Source organism: Companilactobacillus zhachilii, from assembly GCF_003606365.2.
Lineage (GTDB): Bacteria > Bacillota > Bacilli > Lactobacillales > Lactobacillaceae > Companilactobacillus > Companilactobacillus zhachilii.
On the sequence record NZ_CP031933.2, the window covers coordinates 2,485,059 to 2,506,567 of the forward strand.

The following is a 21,509-nucleotide window of genomic DNA, read 5'->3' on the forward strand; positions in this document are numbered from 1 at the left end:
TCCTTGCCCTTCACACTCACACTAACTCTTCACTACCACCAACAAATCAAAAGATTAAATAAGCCCAAACCCTGAGGAGGATTTACACTATGACAACAACAAACACAACAACTAAAATCGGATTCCAACACGTCGGAAGTTTTCTACGACCTGAAGCACTTAAACAAGCTCGAGCAGATTTCGAAAATGGAAAAATAAATCACGAAGAACTACGAGAAGTTGAAAATAATGAAATCGAAAAACTAATTAACCAACAAAAAGACGCTGGACTTGATTACGCTACTGACGGAGAATTTCGTCGTTCATATTGGCACCTCGACTTCTTCTGGGGCTTTGAAGGTATTAAGCACACCCACATTGGCGAAGGCTATGACTTTTCCAACGGCCGTTCGCGTGATGATACCGCCGTTTTAACCGATAAGATCAGTTTCAACGCTGACACACATCCCTTCATTCAAGATTTCAAATTCACTAAATCTATTACTGACAAAATTGGTGGCATTCTTCCCAAACAAACCATCCCTGCTCCCGCTCAGCTTTACCGTGAATTGACTCGTGGCAAAAACCTCGACGCCTTAAACCGCATTTATCCAGACAAACAGGAATTCTACAATGATGTTGAAAAAGCTTATCACGATGCCATTTTGGCTTTTTACCACGAAGGTACTCGTGTCATTCAACTAGACGATTGCTCATGGGGACGATTATTAGACAAGAAATTTCTTGCATCTGATGAAGGCAAAAAGCTTGTGGCTGAAAACGTCCAAGATATTTATCTAGAGTTAAACAACGGTGCCATCGCTGACCTACCAGATGATCTAACCATTAATACACATATCTGCCGTGGTAACTTCCATTCATCATTCCTCTTCTCTGGTGGCTACGATAATGTTGCTGACAACCTCTTTGGACAAGAAAACGTTGATACATACTTCCTAGAATACGATTCTAAACGTGCTGGTAGTTTTGCACCATTAGCAAAAGTCTCCGGAGATAAAAAGGTCGTCTTAGGACTAATTACCTCTAAAGACGGAAAGCTAGAAGATCGTCAAGATATCATCGACCGCATTCACGAAGCCAGTCAATATCTACCATTAGACCGTCTCTGGTTATCAACCCAATGTGGATTTGCCTCTACTGAAGAAGGAAACATTATCACACCTGAACAACAGTGGGAAAAACTGGCATTAGTTAAATCCATCATTGACGAAGTTTTGGGATAGCCCAACATAATACATTAAAACTAGAGAGTGGGACAAAACATGCTCAGCTTTCGAGCATTAAAGCAAATAGCGCCAGTAATCCGATTTTGGATTGCTGGCGCTATTTGTTTTAAGCGGAAAAAGCTATGTTTTGTTCCACGTTTATGCTACATACTCAAAGACAATAATAGTTTTGTCCCAACCTCTTTTTGATGAATATATATGCTGAAACTAAATATACTTAGACACGCCTTGCACAATTAATTTTTTATTATCTGAGCCAATCACTAACTTGCTTATCAGCATGATCAACTTTATTTCCATCAATTACCAATGCCGGTGTAAAAGTATTATTAACCGCACCTTGTTGTCTTAGAACTTCTTTAACCACTTGAACACTATCGCCCTGTCCATAGCCACCTTCGCTCATAAAAGGCGCAATCTTCTTGCCTGACAATTGACGACCATAAGTGTTTAAAAACGAGTGCATTGGGTGTGATAATGTCATTGCCCAAATTGGATATCCTAAGTAAACCGTTTTGTATTGGTCAAGATTAGGTAATTCCATATCTAATTCTGGATAATCCATATTCTCACGTTCAAAATTTGCTCGTGCCAATGTCTTTGGATAATTACTTGGGTAAGGATTTTTTACAGTAATTTCCAAAATGTCAGCATTAATTTCCTTTTCAATCTTGCTTGCCAACAACTCAGTGCTGCCTGATCTTGAAAAGTAAATAATAATATTTTCGGCTGAATCAGTTAACTTTCTAGTCGGCCGATTACTTTTATTAGTGTCCATCCCATCAGAAGTTGTTCCTGCACCATTACGCCATTCAATGCTAGCTTTTCCTAATTGATAAGCAGTGATTTTTTGTCCATCAATTGTTGCATCTTGAAATTTATTATTCAATTTCGTATCCTCCAATTAATTAAATTATCCTTGGCCATTCATAAATGCTGGGTACAATGTCATACCGCCATCAATGAATAACGTGACACCTGTAACATAACTTGATTCATCAGATGCTAACCAAGCGGCTCCAGCAGCTACTTCTTCAGGTTTTCCAATTCTGTCCATTGGAACCATTGAAACTGTTTGGTCATATTGTTCTTTATCCGCAAACTTCTTTGCATTGATTGGCGTATTGATAGCCCCAGGTCCAATTGCATTAACACGTACGCCGTCTTTGGCATATTCCATGGCAATAGTCTTAGTGAACATCTTTACCCCACCTTTAGCAGCTGCATAGCTTGAGAATGTTGGCCATGGAATTTGTTCATGAACTGATGACATATTAATGATATTGCCCTTTTTGCCATGTTCTTTAAAGTAATTTAAAGCTGTCTTCGAACCTAAGAAAACACCCGTTTGATCAATTGAAATAACACGGTTCCAATCTTCCAATGATAATTCGTGGGTTGGTGATTTTATTTCCATGCCAGCATTGTTAACCCAGACATCCAAATCACCGAAGTTATCGACTGCTGCTTTTAGTAATGCGTTATTACCTTCTTCAGTAGCAACATTGGCTTGAACGATAACTGCCTTACCACCATTTTGTTCAACTTTATCAGCAGCCTCTTGTGCACCTTTAGCATCACTGTTGTAATTAATAACGACAGACATATGCTCTTTACCAAAACGTTCTGAAATTGCTGTTCCAATTCCTTTTGAACCACCTGTAATTACTGCCACTCTGTTTTTAAGATCTTCATACATAATAAATTCCTCCAAATTTGTTTTTTAAAAAATTGTTGTAATGATGGCTCCACTGACGATTAAAACTAAGCCAATGATAGTCAATGTTAATTCGTGACGACTCTTCTTTTCATGTAGAAAAATCATGCCACCGATTGTTGATAAAACAACTGATAACTGTGAAACGACGAAAGCTGAATTAACACCATTGTCTCTTACCGACAAAATATAAGTAATTGCTGCAATAGAAAAAATAAATCCAGCCATTAAACTTTGCCAACTTGTTTTATCTCTAAGAACTTGAGGTTGACGAGTAAAGATAATATATAAAAGAACCGCTACGACCATACCAACAGATTCTGGTAAGAATATTGCCAATCCTGACGATGTCATTGCTCTTGGAATTGAGTTATAAACCAAAAATCCAATCGTTGTCAGAACTAACATAATCAAGGTTCCGGTCTGTGTATTCTTTTGTTCACCTTTATCCTTCTTAGCAGTGAGAAAAACGCCAATTATCAAGAGTACAATACCGATAATTCCAAAGACTTTAGCATTGACTGAAGCCCATTCACCGAATATCAACACCCCGATAAAAGCAGTTCCAATCAGCTGTAAACCGGTTGAAATCGGCATAGTTTGTGAAACTCCGATCGAGCGATAAGCGTTGTATTGGCCTAACTGTCCGATTATCCAAAAGCCACCGGCCAAAGCTGCTAATACAAAACTAGCGATGGAAATTGTTGGTCTCATGACCATGAAAACTACGATACTAACAATCAAGGTTCCAACTGCCGTTCCAAAAATTTGATTAATTGGTTTCCCATTTACCCTAGCAACCGCTAATGGTAAGATTCCCCAAGCAATTGCAGGCAATAACATTAATACAATATTCATCATTTACACTTCCATGTTTTTTATATCTCTCTCAAGCGATGAACATAGTATAGAGCCGTTTCTTACATAAAAAAATTACTAGATACACATGGTAGTATACGTGAAATGTATAGCTTCAGATTCGAGAATATTTGCTCAAAATCAAGAATATAGAAAGTAAGACAAAACATGTTCTGCTTTCAAGTATTAAGTCAAACAGCCCCAGCAATCCTATTTTGGATTGCTGGGGCTGTTTGTTTTAAGCGGAAAAAGCTTTTTTGTTCCACATTTATGCTGCATATTTAAAGACAATATTAGTTTTGTACTAAAACTCGTTTTGCTTTATTTGATATATTTAATAACCTTCGCTGGTACACCGACTGCGACAGCATTATCCGGGATATCCTTTGTAACCACTGCACCGGTTCCAATTATCGAATTTTCACCAATGGTGACTCCAGGAGCAACATTTACGCGTGCACCCAACCAGGCATTCTTTTTAATGTGAATCTCTTTTGTACTAATTGTTCTAATATTTTTTGGCTCATGATTATCAGTAAATAATCCGACCCCTGGTCCCATCATTACTCCATCATCGATGGTAATTGTTCCAACGGACATCATGGTAAGATTGTGGTTTGCATATACATTTTTTCCAAGAAATACACGATTAGCACAATCAATATACATTGGTGGAGTAAAAAATGTTCCATCATTCATTTGATTATTCAGCAATTCATTTTCAAGTTTTAATATTTTTCTCTTATTACTAGGTTTTGTGGTATTAATATCGAAACAAATATCGTTACATCGATCAATTTCGCCATGTACCTCTTTTTGGTATTGCTTATCACGAATATCATATGATTGTCCATCACGTAATTTTTCAAATACACTCATAATTATTTTCCTCTTATTACTATAACAACGTAATTTTAATGTCTATTGTTTCAGGACCATTAATTAATACTTCAATCAGCGAGGAATCGACAATCCGTCCAATTTCAATAACTGAATACGGTGAAATATTTAAATCTGCAAAATTTAATGAAAAAGCGTTACTTCCCGCAAAGTAATAAATATATCCTGGTTGGACGTGACTAGTTCCATTCGCTGTAGCTTTGATACTTTTAGGCAAAGAATTATAATACTCATTTGAACCGCTTCGGTTTAACTTTAAATTTAAAGGTAACTGTTCTTGGATTTCATTTGAAACTTTTGACTCTTCTAATTCGGCTAAATATAATTTGCCTTGAACTTCAATACTTATTTTCTTCATAATATTTTATCCTCAAGATTTTTTATTATTACTAGTTCTCTCAAGCATTAAAAAATCTTAGCCACTTTAACCAAAAACAAATTACAGTTTCGTAACGTGGATTTTTCATTTTATTTCAACTCAAATTTATCATGCATAATTCTTTGATCTAATAAACTGGTCTGTTTTCACCTTGCGTGTCAGCATCAGCGATACCAACTGAATCATTCTTCAAATAATCTGGGTCAGCAACGATTTTCACGATTACATCTGCCATGCTTTGACGAGATCCAGAAACTCCAAGGTACTGTTCATTCTTATGTGTGATTGTATATTTAACTTCGTCACGATCATTCAACCATGGGAAACGCAAGGTTGTATATACTAAACCTGATTCTTCAAGTAACTTATCGGCATTAATTGCCGCATCCAAGCCCCATTTAACCTGGCTGTAATTCCAACGACCATATTCGCCAGGAACTTCGTTATATAGACCCAACAAACTTGATTCAATAACACGTTCAACATTATTTTCCTTCATAGCCTTAACAACGTTCTTAGTCATTACGTTGTTATCATCATGGTCAACAAATGAAATATAAACAATATCCTGACCTTTCATTGCATTATTAACTGCTTCAAAATTATTGACGTCACCATCAATCAAAGTAACGTTCTTGTTTGAGTCCAGTTCAGCTAAACGACTGCTATTACGTAAAAATAGTGTCAATTCAACATCTGGTTGTTCTTTTAAAATTCGATCTTCAACGATTCTTGCGATTTGTCCATTTGCACCTAGTACTAAAACTTTTTTCATTTTTATCTCTCCAATTATTTTTAATTTAAAATACAACTTCAACATTGCATACTTTTCTTCATTATTACTTTAATTGAGCCAAACTTGTTCCAAAAATTTGTTCGATTGTTACAGGATCACGATGATCAAAGAATTGACTCTCACCTTTATCAAGACTATTCATAACATTCATATCATCATCAGTTAACTTGAAATCAAAGACGTTAATATTTTCTTCCATACGATTCTTGTGAACTGACTTTGGAATTACGACAATTCCACGTTGGAGTAACCATCTTAAAATAACTTGACCATTAGATTTGTTATATTTGTCAGCAATTTCTTTAATGGTTTCGTTAGTGAAAATGTCATGTTTACCTTCAGCAAATGGTGCCCAAGCTTCGACCCGAACATCTTCACTCTGATTAAATTCAACTTCTGAATTTTGTTGATACCAAGGACTAACTTCAATTTGATTAATTACTGGCTTAATTTCATTTGATAATTCCAAATTCTTCAATTGGTCAGCATAAAAATTAGAAACGCCAATAGCACGAATCTTTCCAGCTTTGTAAGCTTCTTCTAAAGCACGCCATGCACCAGATACATCCCCATATGGTTGATGCAATAAGTATAGGTCTAGGTAGTCAACTCCAAGATTATTTAATGAAGTTTCGATACCTTTCTTTGCTCGCTCATAGTTAGCATCTGATACCCAAAGTTTTGATGTAATGAATAATTCCTTACGATCAATTCCACTACGTTTAATAGCACGGCCAACAGCGGATTCATTTTGATAAGCTGCAGCTGTATCAATCAATCGGTAACCTGAATCAATTGCATCAACAACTGCTTGTTCGCATTGTGCTAAATCGGTTACTTGGAAAACCCCAAATCCTAATTGTGGCATTTCAATTCCATTGTTTAATTTAACTGTATCCATATTTGTTTACCTCTACGTTTGATTTATGAGTTCATTATATGTGGATACTGGATACTTGAAAATTACCAGATAAACATGCTACTATACGCCTGACGTATAGCAGTATTATGAGGTGATTTTATGATTGAGAACTATTTACTTGAGGAATTAGTTACATTTAGCAAATATGGGACTCTAGCAGCTACGGCTGAGAAATTGATGGTGACACAACCAACCGTAACCCGTGGTATGCAAAAGCTTGAGGATGAATTGAATGTTAAAATATTTGATCGTCAACCAAACCACATTTACTTGACCAAAACGGGAATCTTAGCAGCTAAGGAGGCACAAAAGGTTCTGAACCAAAACCGCAGTTTTATTCAGACAATCCAGGCCTATGAAGCTAGTCACACTACTATAAAGGTTGGTTCTGTTGCTCCTGGTCCAATAATCATGCTACATTCAACAACTGACATTCCTGATAACGTTGTAGTTAACGATGGTTTACTACAACAAAGTGACATTATTGGAAACTTAGAGAACCGAAGCTTTTCTGCAATTTTGAGTGACAAAGAAATCATGACTGATTCAATTGAATCTCGTTTTATCGGTAGTGAGCAGTTGTCAGTTAACCTAGATAAATTCACTTACCTAGCCAACAAGAATTCCGTAAAATTTAAAGAATTAAAGGGAATGAGTTTTATTGTCATCAGCGATATCGGTATTTGGAAACAAATTATTCAAGATAATATTCCCGATGCTAAATTTTTATATCAGGAACAATATGATGCTTTTCAGGAAATTACACAATATTCTAACTTCCCTTATTTCAGTACCAACATTTCCAAAAGCAGTGATCATTTACCTGCCCAAGACGATGACCGTGTAAAAATACCAATCAGTGATGATGCTAGTAAAATGGACTTTTATGTTTCCTATTTAAAGAGCCAAAAATCTAAAGTTACTCCTTTGATAAAACTCATTTCAAAAACTTGGAAATAGGTTGTTATTTTCTTTAAGAATCTTGAGTATCCTGGGGGAGCTAAAAATCAAAAGACAAGCTTGGGACAAAACATAGCTTTTTCCGCTTAAAACAAATGGCGCCAGTAATCCAAAATCAGATTACTGGCGCCATTTGCCTTAATGCTCGAATGAACCTATTTTGTTCCACTCTCGTCGTTTTTTATCTTTCATCTGAATTACTGGATAACTTTTGTTATTGTTTCCAATATACTTAATCCTTATCTTCAGGAATAACTTCATTCAACAAATTCAATGCAGTTAACGTCCGTGGATATCCAATGAATGGTAATAAAACTGTAATCGTATCGATTAACTTTTGCTTGTCATTACCCACGTTTTTATTAGCAGCAATATGTCCTTTTACCTGTGGATCGGCCCCACCCATCGAAACTAACATTGCAAATGTTAATAACTCTCGAGTCTTATCGTCCAACCCGTTACGGGTATAAAAGTCACCAAAACAGTTATCAGCTAAGAAGGTTGCAAAATGCTTCTGATTTTCTGGTGCATTCGTCAGCATATTATCAACTGTCCCACCGACAATACGGCGAACTGTCTTTAAACCCTCGTCCATTCTTGAATCGGGCGTTGTAGTACTTTGGGGTTCGAGTGGCACTGAAATACCCTTTTCGGCAAACACTTCATTAGTACCATTTAAGAAATCAAAGACTTTCCCTAAGCCAACGTATGGAACGGCTTGATAAACAATCTCCTTAATTTCAACTGGTGTTACTCCAACATTAAGTGCTGCCGTCAACATTGCTTTGTATTCATTGAGACATTGCATCGCAATCAATGAGGCTAGAGTTACCTTCAAACGTAACTTTGTCTCAATTTGGATGTGTTGCAAAACCTCGTCAAACGCAAAATTGTCAAAAATATCAATAAACTCTGGATCAGTCTTCTTTAAAGTTGAGACATGATTAGGAAACATCACATCATGATTTTGTTGTGCATTTTTATTTGGCATATTAATAACTCCCTCATATTAATTGATAAATTTTATTTCAAGGTCGACATATCAATGACGTAACGATAGTGAACTTTACTATCAAGAATGTTTTGATAAGCTTCTGGTACATCAGCGATTCCAATCATTTCAATTTGAGGTTTCACATCATTTTCAGCTGCAAAGTTCAACATTTCTTGAGTCATAGCAATGCCGCCAACATTTGAAGCAGTCAAGTTAGCCTGATTACCAAAAATTGAGAATAAGTTAAAATGAATTTCATCACTAGGAATTCCCACATAACAAAATACCCCGTTGAATTTCAATAATGGCATATAATTATTCAAATCCAAATTAACCGCCACCGTATTCAAAATAAAATCAAATTGACCAACTAGAGGCTGGAAATCTTCAGGATCCTTTAGAATTTCATAACTACTTGCACCAAACTTTTCAGCTTCATCACGCTTGCTTTCTGAGTGACCAAAGACAGTGACATCAGCACCCATTTTGGCAGCAAATTGAACGGCGATGTGACCTAAACCACCTAATCCGATAACAGCAACTTTGCTACCTTTACCAATATTATATTGTTTCAAAGGGTTATATGTTGTAATACCAGCACATAATAGTGGCGCAGCATCAGCTAATGACAATTCATCAGGAATATGTAGTACAAAGTGGTCTTTAACAACGATAGCTTGTGAATATCCACCTTGTGTAATGGTTCCATCATAATCTTTTGAATCAAAGACAATCACAGTACCCTTTTCACAAAATTGTTCTTGTCCAGCCTTGCAAGCAGCACACTTACCACAAGAATTAACGAAACACCCCACACCGACACGGTCTCCAGGTTTGAAGTTTTTAACATTCTTACCAACCGCGGAGACGATTCCAGAAATTTCATGACCAGGTACCATTGGAAAATGTGCACCTTGCCACTGAACCATGCTGACATCACTATGACAAATACCACAATATTTAATATCGATGGCAACGTCATCAGGATGCAAATCACGGCGTTCAATCACAGTTTGATTAAAGGATGCAAAATCACCTTTAGTCTTTGCTTCTAATGCTTTTACTTCTTTTGACATTTAATTTTTTCCTCTTTTTAAAATCCTAATTATTTATAATACATCTGCGAATATAGTTAGAATGTATGTCCAAAAGCTATCAAATCAACCAATATATCAGATAACTGTCGAACTATATTATTGATATTGATTAGTTTTTAATCCTTACGCTCTATCTCACGTAATTCTTTTTCAGTATCCAAAACATGATCATAAAAATGGTTCAGTTTGTAATTTAGATGGTCAATCGCAGCCTGTAAATCATCACGCTTTTCTTCCATAACACTTAATTGTTCTTGTAAAAGTTCTTTTTGTTCCTTATTATTGTCTTCTTCAGCGTCAAATAATTCGATAAAATGACGCAAATTTTCAATACTCATTCCAGCCGCTCGCATTTGGGTTGCAAAACGAATTCGACGTAAGATTCGTTCATCAATATCGCGGTTACCAATTTCAGTCCGTTCAATCGGTGGAATCAAAGATTCCTTTTCATAATAACGAATGGTTGCCGCTGATACTCCTGCACGTTTACTAGCTTCTTTGATATTCATAGTTAATCCTCTTACTTTTCATCGACTGGAAAATCTGTTGAAGCAGCCAATTCAGTTTCGCTCTTATATTCAGCAACACGTGTTTCAAGACGTTCAATCGTGTTCTTCAAGGCTTCTGAACCTAAAACCATATGTAATGGGGCTGGGGTTTGGTCAGCACTTTCGATAATTCTGGAAGCCATTCTCTTAGGATCTCCAGGTGCTAATCCATTAGCTGGATCAAGCATCTTCATAAAGGCATGTGTGGGACCATCATAAGCAGGAATTGGATCAGCTACTTTGGCACTGCCATATCTAAATTCAGTTCTTGCTCCACCAGGTTCAACAATCGTCAAGCCAATATTAAATTGAGCCACCTCTTGAGCAACCGCCTCACAGAATCCTTCAATACCAAACTTTGCAGCATGATACATTGAATTACCTGGATAGGCGACTTGACCACCATATGAAGATATTTGAATAATTCGACCACTATTTTGTTGACGCATATAAGGTAATATTGAACGAATCATTTGAATCGAACCAGTTAAATCAGTTGCAATAATTTTATCTACTTGCTCATCACTTAATTCTTCAGCAGCTCCAAATAATCCATAGCCCGCATTATTAACTAGTACATCAATTTTATGCTCACTTGCCACTTTATTTACTAAAGTATGGATTGCCGGAACATCTGTTACATCCAACTTTTCACTAATGAAAGTATCCGGATATTGTTCAATCAAATCTTGAATCTTTGCAAAATTACGAACAGTTCCAATAACTGTGTCACCTTTTTCCAACAGTTGGGTCGTTAGCGCATGCCCAAATCCACTACTTACACCTGTAATTAACCATGTTTTTTTTGTCATTTTATATACTCCCATTTATTTACTTAAATCTCGATTGCAAAATCATTTTATGCCCTTGCAGTAACTTCAAGGCAAGAGTTTTTACTAACTTTTTTACACTTCATCAAGTGTCCGCCTATGGAATCTTTTGAATCCTACCAGAAGTAGGACAACCATGACAGCAATAATTAAGTAAGCGATGGTATTCATCCAGAAAATACTACGCAATTGTTTTATTTTAAATACTGACTGTAATAACAACGCTGTGTAAGGTGCCAAGGATCCAGCTAAATTGTATGACATCAAAATAAACGAAGTTGCCCAAGGGTTTCCTTTTCCACCCATATTAACGATATTCAAAGCCCAAGGAATATAGAGTCTGAAACCTAATCCAGTTAAAAAGCCACCTAGAATGGTCAATACCGTTGTATTTGACAAAGCAATCAGTGCCATTGCTATGGCCAAAGAACCGAACCCAAACACAATCACATAATTTTTTACCAAATCATATAATTTACCGAAAATTGCTCCACCAGTCATAGAACCCAAGCTCAAAGCCAAAATGACGTAACTGGCAGAAGTTGTCGTCCCATAGCCACTATTGACCATCAACGTTGGTACCTTGATACCCATAATCATGTAAAGTGACACAACTATAAATGTCAAAATCAATAGACTAATTAATCTTCCATTAAACAATGGTACTTTGGGCAAATCTTTCTCAGTTTCAACGTTATTTTTCACTGTTGGTATCTTAGGAACAAATAGCATAAAGAAAACTAGTGCGGGAATAGTAATCAAGTAAGCCCAAAACGATGCATGCCATCCTAGATTCATTAATTGACCGGCGATAAATGTTACCAAAACACCGCCCAAGCCTTCGAAAATACTTTGAAAACCAATTAATTTTGACCGCTCTTGCCCACCATAGAAGGAACTTATAATCGTTACTAATAACGAATTAAATAAACCAACACCCAAGCCAAATGCTGCTCGTGAAATCAATATTAAGCCAAAGCTATTAGTAAAAACTGGTGTCAATCCAGCAACTGCAGTAATTGTAACTCCCAACATAACGGTTTGCTTCAAACCAATTTTCTGAGCTACCCAACCACTGAACAATATAGATAGCATCAGAAAAAATGATGGAATCGTTGTTAATAACTCAACCTGTGACAATGGTATCGTAGGAAAAGCCCTAGCCAGTGCAGGAATATTGGCATTGATAGCTGGTGCCGACGCCGTAATCACCGAAACTAATAAAATAGAAAACTTTGTTAATCTGTTACTTACCTTTTGCATAATTAAATAACTCCTAGTCTAATGTACTGTAAAATTCTATTACCCATATAAATCTGAAAGAACATTTGTCCATCCCTTAATCTATGTAAAGAAGTATAGGTTCTAACTATAAAAAGAAAAATTACTACTTGAGCAAGGTAGTATACGTTGCAAGCAATGTACTTAATTACACATACTTTTACAGAAAAAATAAGGTTCACGAAGCCTATGCTTCTTGGCTTCGTGAACCTTATTTTCAAAAATGTGACAGATTTCCTAATCCATTTTTAAATTAGAGAAAGAACCGGTATTTTCTATAAAAAGTCTATCTTATGTTGTTTGAAAATTCATTTTTTCTCGATGAAATATAATTAATATTGATAAGATATACGCAGTCTTAATTGCTGACAACCTCTTTGAACAAGAAAAACGTTGATACATACTTCCTAGAATACGATTCCAAACGTACCGGTAGTTTTGCACCATTAGATCCAAAAAATCAACCATTCGGAAAATTTTCGAATGGTTGATTTTTTTATAACAATTTCTAATCGAGAAAGATTGAAATTTTATTCGAATAGTTTACAATCCGTACACTCTAACGTCTGGATTTCCATTCCATAGGGGTTTTAATCCGGGGAACACCTTAGTCGTAAACAATTCGCTATCCAAGTATGCTTTAGCATGTTCGACACTGTCAAAGCCGTGTAATACTTGAACATCTTCATCTCTAACTAATAAGTCCTTTGTTAATGCTCCGGGAATAGTATCTAAGAAAGGTTTGCGGTAGTCGTTGTACACCTTTGCGGCAGCAGAACGATTTTTATCGTCAACAACCATTGTGATTTGTAAATATGCTTGAACACTCATTAGTAACTCCTCCTTGTTTTCAAGTATAATTTTAAGAGATAGTATTTATAATATGAAGACCTTAGCAAATTTATTAGTTACTCATAAATTTATGAGTTATTGATGTATCAATACTTAAAGGAAGAGTTGAATATGTACGAACACAAAATGGAAAACGATTTTCGAAGTCCTTTAGAAAAAGGACTGGCAGCTTTTGATGGTAAATGGAAGACTAGAATCATTTGTTGTTTATCTAATAATGGTAGTTTGAGATACACTGCCTTAAAGAAAGAACTAGACGGAATAACTGATGCTGTCCTAGCTTTAACTCTAAAGGAATTAACTGATTACAAAATCATAAGTCGCACACAATTCAATGAAATACCAGTTAGAGTTGAATATGATTTAACTAGGAAGGGTATCGAAGCACTACCTATTCTAAAAAATATATGCCAATGGACACAAAAGTATAACCCTGAGTCTGAACAAGTTTGCTGTGGCTGCGGCCGCCCAAACTGTAAATTCGATTTGTAGAAAACATTAGAAAAAAGGTTCAATTATTGATAGCGCTTTCAATAAAGCTTATAATATAGATAGAAATAAAGTTCGCATTGTTGGAGGTGTTAGTCATGATGAAACTATTAGCACACTTATTCAACAGAATTGTAGACTATACACTTAACTTTGATTGGTGGTAAACAGCCGACTTACAAATCTGTAAGAATAATGTAAGTAGATCAAATGTATAAAAAACAACAAAACTCTTAATATACTTGTCAGGAGGTAATTCAAATGAGAAGTTTTTTAAGAGTTTTTTTGTTGGGTATCGCAGTTTTAGCAATCGGGTATTTTGCAGTCTGTTTCACAGTTAAGGACAGCACAAGCCAATCAGCACAGGCTTTCAACGCCTACAATGTTCTAGTAAAGCGTGAGGCAAAATACGTCAAAATTGATAATAAAGAGGCCAAAGACGAAGATGGTTATGGTAATTATACATATGATCTTAAAAGTTATGATGACAATGGTAATGAGCATCCTATAAAGTTCATGGGCATGGGTAAGTTGAAACAAGGTCACTACCTAAAACTTGATACTAAAGGCAGCTATGTTTATTCATACAAAGAAGTCTTTAAAAAAGATATGCCTAGCGATGTTTATACTAAATTAAATCTATAATCTGGGGCCGATAAGGCTCTTTTTTTATACAATTTGGAGAAAAATCATGAAAAAAATTATTAACGTTTTATTTATGGGACTAGTTGTCCTCGGATTGGGCTACTATATGGCTGGTTCCTACTTAAAAGATAAAAATACAGAATTTGCTCAATCTTTCAACCGATACAATTTGTTAGCCAAACGTGATCCTAAATTCATCCAAGTCGATTATGATGATGCGAACAAAGAAAACGACGGCAGCTACACTTTTTACGCTGATGCTTACGACCGTCAGGGTCACTGGCACGAGATTGATGTACACTCTAATGATGATTTAGACGACGGTCAATTGCTGAAACTTGATACTAAAGGTAGCTATGTCAAAGGATATCAAGTCATAAATCCGGACGACTTACCTTTCAAACTCTATCGTCTTTTCATGAATTAACCAAGGCGACGTGTTGACCATCCTAACTTTGATAACTAAACTTAATAAGTTACTACTTTTTAGTTAGGAGTACTCAGCATGTCGAAACAAATTAAAAAATCACTTTTTATTATGGTCTTTGGGACCTTTTTTGGTGTCTTATGTTCAACATTAATGAACACTGCCCTACCAACGTTTATGCGGGTTTTTAATGTCAGTTCTTCTGCCGTCCAATGGTTAACTAATGGTTATACCCTAGTCAACGCCATCATGATTCCAACTAGTGCCTATTTTATAAAGAAATTTTCTTTTAGACATTTGTTTATCATTTTCAGTTCTATTTTCTTAGTCGGGACCTTCTTAGGTGCTATAGCCAATACGTTCATCATGGTTATTATTGGTCGAATGATTCAAGCTATTGGTACCGGTATGATGATGCCATTAGTCAATGTTTTGGCAATGCAATATACCACAAAAAGCAAACAAGGGGCCGTTATGGGAATTATTGGCTTGGCCTTTAATTTCTCCCCTATTATTGGCCCAACGCTGTCAGGAGTCATCTTACAGTATTTTCCATGGCAATACTTATTCATTTTAATCTTGCCATTTATTATTGCCGTTGTTTTGCTAGCAATTTTTCAACTACCTCAAATCGCAACCCACGACAATCCTAAATTTGACGTTCCCAGCTTAATTACTATCAGTTTGGGACTATTGTTCCTACTAAGTGGTTTTTCAAATATTGGTCAAACAAACTTTTTCACATTTAAAGTTTTGGGATTCACCGTTATCGGATTAATTTTAATTGTCATTTTTTCAATTATGGAAAACAAATCGACCAAACCAATCATTAACTTTGAAATCTTTATGCACTCCCAGTTTACCTTTGCGACAACCATCAATATGTTGATTGTATTAACCATGTACGGCAATACAATTTTATTGCCACTAATGATTCAGATGATTCTTCACAAAAGTCCTTTGATCTCTGGTCTGGCGCTGCTACCTGGTGCTGTTTTAACTGGCTTTATGTCACCCGTCAGCGGTCGACTATTTGATAGATATCCTGTTAAACGAATTGTTCTAACTGGTGTTTTGATTGACTGTTTTGGTACTTTCATGCAAGCTGTGATTGATGTTAACGCCTCTGTATTGATGTTGACACTGGGACAAATGATTCGGCAATTAGGACTCGTCTTAATCCTGATTCCTATTCAAACGCATGCTTTAAGTGCCTTACCTAAAAAGTACCTTTCTGATGGAGTAGCAACGTTTAACACCCTCCGTCAAATAGCGGCATCATTTGGAACAGCCATCATCATTGCTGTTATTACAATGGCAGACAAAATTATTACCGGTAGCACCACTAATCAAGCCGTTGGTATTCAAGCAGGATTTCTAGCTTGTTTGGCATTTTTACTAATTGCTCTATCATTAACCTTCAAATTACATCGACCTGATATAGATTAACGAAAAGTCCCAGAAAAATGGGACTTTTTGTTTACTTCCCTATTAATTTTTTAATGTTTTACAATTATACTAGTCATAGGAAAAATAACTTAAACGATTGGGGGATAAGTTTGTTAACTAGTTATGTTATCGGCAAAGCTTCATTGATTACAAGTCTCTTTTTCATCATGGGTGTTTTCATTGTCTTTCAAGTAGCTTTTGCCGGTCTAAAAAAAGTATTAACAATCAAAGATGTAAATTTTGACGAATACACCCTCCGGGCTATTTTAGGAATTATTTATATTTTAGTAAATTTATTCATTTTACAAAGTTCTGTTCGTGGTCGAGCTCCGTCATGGACTTTTATTAACTTTCAGTTAGTGGCCGTTATTTTTTATACTGTTATTTTAAACGTTCCTTTTAAATTTCATTTGTTTGCACCAATCGTGCTATCTTTTATGATTTTCAATTCGGCTATTAAGAGCTGGGAATCATGGTGCTTGGGACTTATTTTGATTGGATTTTTCTACACACTTAATCGGATCAAAGTTAACACTGATAAAAAATTTCCATATTTACAGTACATCTTTGCAAGTTTGTTCTTCGGGGCAGCTTATTGGTTTTTTGCTAAAATAAAATTCAATCTTAGTTACCTCGTTTTTGGTAAAGAAATTTTATCCTTAGCTGTTCTGGAAATATTTACTTTCGGTTATATTGCAATGTTATTTACCGATATAGAATCAAGAACTGCACTCTTCCGGGATGCTACCCACGATAAATTAACCTCCGCATATAATTACGATGCTTTTGATATTGATTTACGCGACATTTTCAGACAAGTTAAAACTTCTGATATTCAATTTACTATGCTGATGTTTGATATCGACCATTTCAAAAGTATTAATGATACTTACGGACATTTAGCAGGTGATGCCGTACTCCAAAATGTCGTGAAAATTGTCCAAACTGTGATCGATAACAACGATCGTAAAATCAAACTCTACCGAACCGGTGGCGAAGAATTCAATATCATTTTTCCTAACTATGAGCTAGGTGCCACCCAAAACATTGTTGAAGAAATCTTTTCAGCCATTAATCATTCGCAGACAACATTCGATGGTAAGAAAATCAATTTAACAGTTTCAATGGGAGTTTCACAAATGAAGAAGGATGAAATTTCAATCAATGACTTCTATTCCCGCGTTGATGAGGCTCTGTATCATTCCAAACGTAACGGGAGAAAAGAAATCACCGTTAATTAGATTGTCTTTGACATAACTTTTTTTACCTTAAACATGCAGCATAAACGTACAACAAAACATAGTTTTTTTCGCTTAAGGCAAACAAGACCCGCAATCCAAAATCGGATTACGGGTCTTGTTTGCCTTAATGCTCGAATGAACCTCTTTCGTCACACTCTCAAAAAAGAGCTAACAGAAATTAATCTGCTAGCTCCTTTATTTAGTCTAAATTATTTAGATTCTTTAGCGTCGCGACTCTTTAAAAAGTCAAGAACAGCTTGTGTGTTAGCGCGTTTTTCTGCACCATTTTTTTGGTTTACAGGACGGCGGTGGCCAGTCATACCTTTATGTGTATTTTGTGACATCTAAAAAACCCTCCTTCCCGTTATACATTTAACATATTTTATTAACCCTATTATTATAAGAGAATTCACCTTACATTTCAACAGTAAATTCATATTCATGTTAGATAGATTAAAAATATCCGTCGCATATATAACAAACTTTGTCTATAACGTATATGTTATATGGCTGTGAACCCGTAATAGCTTACTACTATACATTATTTAATTTACTTTTTAAACCTATTAAAAAAACATCGAATCCTAAAAATAGTCGGAGGTCGTGCCGAACGAAGCCAGCCGTGAAGGTAGTTTAAGAACGGTGCTTTTCCGTTCTTAAACTACGGGACGACTTTTGAAATTCGTGCACCTTGCGAAGTTCAAAATCGAGGTCTCAGACCTTGGCTGAGACCGGTCCCCACAGCAGGCTTCGTTCGGCACGACCTCCGACGGCCCCAACCAATAAAAAAAGCCAATCAATTACCATCTTGATCAGCTCTTTTTTGTATCAATTGTTTTCTTTAACCGTCCAAACTCAGCGACTAGTTTAAATCGGCTACGGTACTTTCGTCTTTGTCAGACAAAGACTTAGATTCTTTGGAACTGACTGTCTCTACACTCTTGTTGTGCACGCGGAATGCCAAGATGAATCCAAAGACAGCTAATATTAATGTAAACATAAATCCGTAATGAGCGCCATTAGTAAATGCTAATTTTGATGAATTTCCACCGGCAGCAAAGTAATTTGCTTGACCAGTACTCAACAAGATTGTAGCAATACCAGTTGCGACAGCACCGATAACTTGTTGGAAAGTATTGATAATGGCTGATCCATCAGCGGATTGATAAGCGTCTAATGAGTTCAAGCCATAACTTTGTGCTGGTGACATAGCTAATGGAACACCAATCATCAAGACAATATGTGCGGCAATGATATAACCCAATGAACTGTGTGAGTTACTGAATAAGAACATTGCAGCACCAATAGCTGAAATCAAGAAACCTAAACGTGTCATCAATTTAGCACCAATTTTATCATAAGTACGACCGGCACCAAATGAGACAGCGGCATTGATTACACCACCTGGCAACATAACGATACCAGTTAATGCTACGGCAACACCTAAACCATTTTGTAAATACATTGGTAACAAGTACATAGCTGACAATGTAATACCAAAGTTAATCATAACTAGAACTGATCCAGTCACAAATTCGGGCTTCTTCAACACGGCAAAATCCAATGTTGGTGTTTCGGCATGTAATTGTTGTCTAATATAAACAACCAAGACGATCAAACCGGCTACCAAGGCAATCAATGCCAAAGTCATGCTCTTACTTAAATAACTAATTCCGAAGACAATTAGACCAAAACTAATTGTTGATAAAGCAATGGCTAACCAGTCAACTTTTGGCTTAGTTACTTCGAAGACGTTAGTCAAATTCTTTTCCATGATTGCTAATCCGATAGCTAGGAAAATAATGAATGACCAGAAAATAAATCTCCATGATAAAATACCCAAGATAATACCGGAAATTGTAGGTCCGATAGCTGGGGCAAACATAATAACAAGTGCAGCCATACCAAGAGCGGCACCTAGTTTATTAGGTGGGAAGATCCGCATCGCAATTGAGAACATCAATGGCAAAATAATACCAGTGGCGATACCTTGAATCATACGACCAACTAATAACATTGGGAAATTGATTGCTACAGCAGCAATCACTGAACCGACGATAAAGTCGATTAAACCAAATCTAACTAATCCCCTAGTTGAGAAATGTTTTGTCAATAAACTGGAAAGTGGCAACACAATCGCAATTACTAGCATATAACCAGTAACTAGCCATTGAGCTGTTCCTGTTTCAATATTAAAAGCTTTCATAATAGATGGAAGAGCAATATTCAATGATGTTTCACTGAACATGCCGACGAATCCACCAATCAGAACACCCATTAGTGACAATAATGGATGAAGAGGTTTTGTATTAATTTTTTGAGTTTTACTCATAGTTACCTCCAAATTGTTGCAACAGTGGATTAATATACCAGAAAAAAAGCTTCTTCGTAAGTTTTTTCTGAAATTATTTTTATATTTTCACAATTTGGACGATTTATTTTTTGACTTCCTATTTTATGTAAGGGTTCACTGCCGCCTCCAGGAGCAAGAAAAATTAGGTCGCTGTGGGGACCGATTCGAGCCAAAGTACGGTCTCGAATCTCGACTTTGAACCTCGCAAAAACCGCGAGTTTCAAAGCTCGTCCCGTGGTGTAATGGCTAAAGCCATAACGCCACCTTCACAGCGACCTAATTTTCTTGCTCCTTCCGGCTAGTTTATTCGTTTCTTTACAGACCAATATTTAGCTTGGAATATATGGTATCTTTATACTCTTAAAAACTAGAGCAATATTACTTAAAGCTTTTTTGAGACCATTCAAAAAGAATTTTATATCTTAGTGATGTCAATACATAAAAAAACACCAATATACTCTACAAAAGTTATCGGTGTCATACTAAAAATTTTATCGTTATAATAACCGTATCAAAACATTTGAATAAACCTTTAATACCAATAATCATTATCCATAACGCCTATCCGTAAATTAACGATTGATTGACCGTGCCATTCTAGCAATTGCGTGGCGTTCTCCGCGGATGGCTTTACTCAATGCATAGATGTTTTCGAATGGTGATTGAATGCCCCAAGCTGCATCCCCAATATGTTGAATGTCTACTCCAGCAACTTTATTGCGAATGGCAATATTTTGGATAAAACTACTACCTGACCCTTCTTGACTTGTTCCAATCGTACTCATAACTAAGGCGTTACGACTGTGGGCTAACTTAACGATTTCTTTTAATTCTGCATCATCAAATCCCGGAACCGTTCCTACTGCTGGCACTAGTATTACATCGGCGCCTGCATCTAAAAATGTCTCAACTGCTTTTGGACTGACCACTGGTTCGTCAACTCCGGCACCATGCATTTTCCCTGCAATTACTAAGCCAGAAAAGACATTTTTTGCTACTTTAATATTGGCCGCAATTTGTTTATTTGTTACACCTGTCCCAGGATTACCGGTTAAAACAACAAAATTAAAGCCTAATTTTTCAACTTCACGTAAAGTTTTCTCACTGGCCATTCGACCTTCAGGAATAACTAACCTATCTTCAGCCATTTTGGCATCTGGATCAACTGGTTCCAAATTAACTCCGACGGGTCTTCCAACTAATTTTTGGAGGTCATGAATCGTTTTGCCATCGTGATGTGCCTTAGCAGTAGCCATCGTTTCTTCACCGTTATACAGTCCTAAAATCAATGGATTCAACACATCCAAGGCATTTAACAAAATTAAATCTGCTCCAGTTGTGATTCCGTCCAAAGGTTCATGAACCACCACATTTTCGCTCAAAACGACCCGACCTTCACTCGCCTTGATACTCTGTTTTAATTCGGCACCATTCATTGCTAACATTTCACTTGTATTTGCACTAATTAAACGTTTAACCATTATGTTCTCCTTCTAATTGCAATCGATTACAAAAACACCATAGCATTTTTAGTAATTTTCGACC

General features: G+C 36.2%; 23 protein-coding genes. 7 read left to right on the plus strand and 16 right to left on the minus strand.

The genetic code is table 11. The annotated features are described in order from the left end of the window. The first annotated feature begins 89 nt into the window (after positions 1–89). On the plus strand, positions 90–1,223 hold the full coding sequence (locus tag D1B17_RS11425; RefSeq protein ID WP_120141603.1) for a 5-methyltetrahydropteroyltriglutamate--homocysteine S-methyltransferase: 1,134 nt from the start codon (positions 90–92) through the stop codon (positions 1,221–1,223). 250 nt (positions 1,224–1,473) lie between these two features. Here D1B17_RS11425 and D1B17_RS11430 read toward each other — a convergent pair whose 3' ends face one another. From D1B17_RS11430 to D1B17_RS11460, 7 genes are all read right to left on the minus strand, one after another. Next, positions 1,474–2,115, minus strand: coding sequence for a flavodoxin family protein (locus tag D1B17_RS11430; RefSeq protein ID WP_240704411.1), 642 nt, complete (start codon positions 2,113–2,115; stop codon positions 1,474–1,476). Positions 2,116–2,139: 24 nt separating this feature from the next. Then, positions 2,140–2,925, minus strand: coding sequence for a glucose-1-dehydrogenase (locus D1B17_RS11435; RefSeq protein ID WP_120141602.1), 786 nt, complete (start codon positions 2,923–2,925; stop codon positions 2,140–2,142). A 24-nt stretch (positions 2,926–2,949) separates the two neighbouring features. Further along, positions 2,950–3,801, minus strand: a complete 852-nt coding sequence (locus D1B17_RS11440) for a GRP family sugar transporter (RefSeq protein ID WP_120141601.1) — start codon at positions 3,799–3,801, stop codon at positions 2,950–2,952. 321 nt (positions 3,802–4,122) lie between these two features. Further along, the gene (locus D1B17_RS11445; RefSeq protein WP_120141600.1) at positions 4,123–4,680 is read right to left on the minus strand and encodes a DapH/DapD/GlmU-related protein; all 558 of its coding nucleotides are present in this window, start codon (positions 4,678–4,680) and stop codon (positions 4,123–4,125) included. A gap of 19 nt (positions 4,681–4,699) precedes the next feature. After that, positions 4,700–5,059: a cyclophilin-like fold protein gene (locus D1B17_RS11450; protein WP_120141599.1), complete on the minus strand. Its 360-nt coding sequence runs from the start codon at positions 5,057–5,059 to the stop codon at positions 4,700–4,702. A 148-nt stretch (positions 5,060–5,207) separates the two neighbouring features. After that, complete coding sequence (locus D1B17_RS11455) at positions 5,208–5,855, minus strand: NAD(P)H-binding protein (protein WP_120141598.1); 648 nt, start codon at positions 5,853–5,855, stop codon at positions 5,208–5,210. A gap of 64 nt (positions 5,856–5,919) precedes the next feature. Beyond that, positions 5,920–6,777, minus strand: coding sequence for an aldo/keto reductase (locus D1B17_RS11460; RefSeq protein ID WP_120141597.1), 858 nt, complete (start codon positions 6,775–6,777; stop codon positions 5,920–5,922). A 120-nt stretch (positions 6,778–6,897) separates the two neighbouring features. On the opposite strand from D1B17_RS11460, the gene D1B17_RS11465 reads away from it, so the two are divergent. Next, entirely contained in the window at positions 6,898–7,758 is an 861-nt protein-coding gene (locus D1B17_RS11465; RefSeq protein WP_120141596.1) for a LysR family transcriptional regulator, read from the plus strand. Positions 7,759–7,990: 232 nt separating this feature from the next. Here D1B17_RS11465 and D1B17_RS11470 read toward each other — a convergent pair whose 3' ends face one another. The 6 genes from D1B17_RS11470 to D1B17_RS11495 form a co-directional block, all read right to left on the minus strand. Next, positions 7,991–8,749, minus strand: coding sequence for a carboxymuconolactone decarboxylase family protein (locus D1B17_RS11470; protein ID WP_120141595.1), 759 nt, complete (start codon positions 8,747–8,749; stop codon positions 7,991–7,993). Between the two features lie 32 nt (positions 8,750–8,781). Continuing rightward, positions 8,782–9,828, minus strand: coding sequence for an NAD(P)-dependent alcohol dehydrogenase (locus tag D1B17_RS11475; RefSeq protein ID WP_120141594.1), 1,047 nt, complete (start codon positions 9,826–9,828; stop codon positions 8,782–8,784). A gap of 137 nt (positions 9,829–9,965) precedes the next feature. Continuing rightward, positions 9,966–10,358 (minus strand): MerR family transcriptional regulator, encoded by a 393-nt coding sequence (locus tag D1B17_RS11480; RefSeq protein WP_120141593.1) that lies wholly within the window; start codon positions 10,356–10,358, stop codon positions 9,966–9,968. Between the two features lie 11 nt (positions 10,359–10,369). After that, on the minus strand, positions 10,370–11,209 hold the full coding sequence (locus D1B17_RS11485) for an SDR family oxidoreductase (protein ID WP_120141592.1): 840 nt from the start codon (positions 11,207–11,209) through the stop codon (positions 10,370–10,372). A 93-nt stretch (positions 11,210–11,302) separates the two neighbouring features. Continuing rightward, positions 11,303–12,490 (minus strand): MFS transporter, encoded by a 1,188-nt coding sequence (locus tag D1B17_RS11490; RefSeq protein ID WP_120141591.1) that lies wholly within the window; start codon positions 12,488–12,490, stop codon positions 11,303–11,305. Positions 12,491–13,051: 561 nt separating this feature from the next. After that, on the minus strand, positions 13,052–13,339 hold the full coding sequence (locus D1B17_RS11495) for a hypothetical protein (protein ID WP_120141590.1): 288 nt from the start codon (positions 13,337–13,339) through the stop codon (positions 13,052–13,054). 132 nt (positions 13,340–13,471) lie between these two features. Here D1B17_RS11495 and D1B17_RS11500 point away from each other — a divergent pair, with 132 nt between their 5' ends. The 5 genes from D1B17_RS11500 to D1B17_RS11520 all read left to right on the plus strand — a co-directional run bounded on the left by D1B17_RS11500 (position 13,472) and on the right by D1B17_RS11520 (position 17,611). Then, positions 13,472–13,852 carry a winged helix-turn-helix transcriptional regulator gene (locus tag D1B17_RS11500; RefSeq protein ID WP_120141589.1) on the plus strand — a complete coding sequence of 127 codons (381 nt, stop codon included), beginning with the start codon at positions 13,472–13,474 and terminating at the stop codon, positions 13,850–13,852. 258 nt (positions 13,853–14,110) lie between these two features. Next, positions 14,111–14,494, plus strand: coding sequence for a YxeA family protein (locus D1B17_RS11505; RefSeq protein WP_120141588.1), 384 nt, complete (start codon positions 14,111–14,113; stop codon positions 14,492–14,494). A 46-nt stretch (positions 14,495–14,540) separates the two neighbouring features. After that, positions 14,541–14,921: a DUF1093 domain-containing protein gene (locus tag D1B17_RS11510; RefSeq protein WP_120141587.1), complete on the plus strand. Its 381-nt coding sequence runs from the start codon at positions 14,541–14,543 to the stop codon at positions 14,919–14,921. 78 nt (positions 14,922–14,999) lie between these two features. Beyond that, complete coding sequence (locus D1B17_RS11515) at positions 15,000–16,370, plus strand: DHA2 family efflux MFS transporter permease subunit (RefSeq protein ID WP_120141586.1); 1,371 nt, start codon at positions 15,000–15,002, stop codon at positions 16,368–16,370. A 110-nt stretch (positions 16,371–16,480) separates the two neighbouring features. Continuing rightward, complete coding sequence (locus D1B17_RS11520; protein ID WP_240704412.1) at positions 16,481–17,611, plus strand: GGDEF domain-containing protein; 1,131 nt, start codon at positions 16,481–16,483, stop codon at positions 17,609–17,611. A 209-nt stretch (positions 17,612–17,820) separates the two neighbouring features. Here D1B17_RS11520 and D1B17_RS12930 read toward each other — a convergent pair whose 3' ends face one another. The 3 genes from D1B17_RS12930 to D1B17_RS11530 form a co-directional block, all read right to left on the minus strand. Then, entirely contained in the window at positions 17,821–17,955 is a 135-nt protein-coding gene (locus tag D1B17_RS12930; protein ID WP_271793349.1) for a hypothetical protein, read from the minus strand. A gap of 518 nt (positions 17,956–18,473) precedes the next feature. Continuing rightward, entirely contained in the window at positions 18,474–19,943 is a 1,470-nt protein-coding gene (locus D1B17_RS11525; RefSeq protein WP_120141584.1) for an MFS transporter, read from the minus strand. A 593-nt stretch (positions 19,944–20,536) separates the two neighbouring features. Then, a complete protein-coding gene (locus D1B17_RS11530; RefSeq protein WP_120141582.1) occupies positions 20,537–21,445 on the minus strand; it encodes a DUF7916 family protein in 909 nt (302 codons plus the stop codon). Positions 21,446–21,509 lie beyond the last annotated feature (64 nt).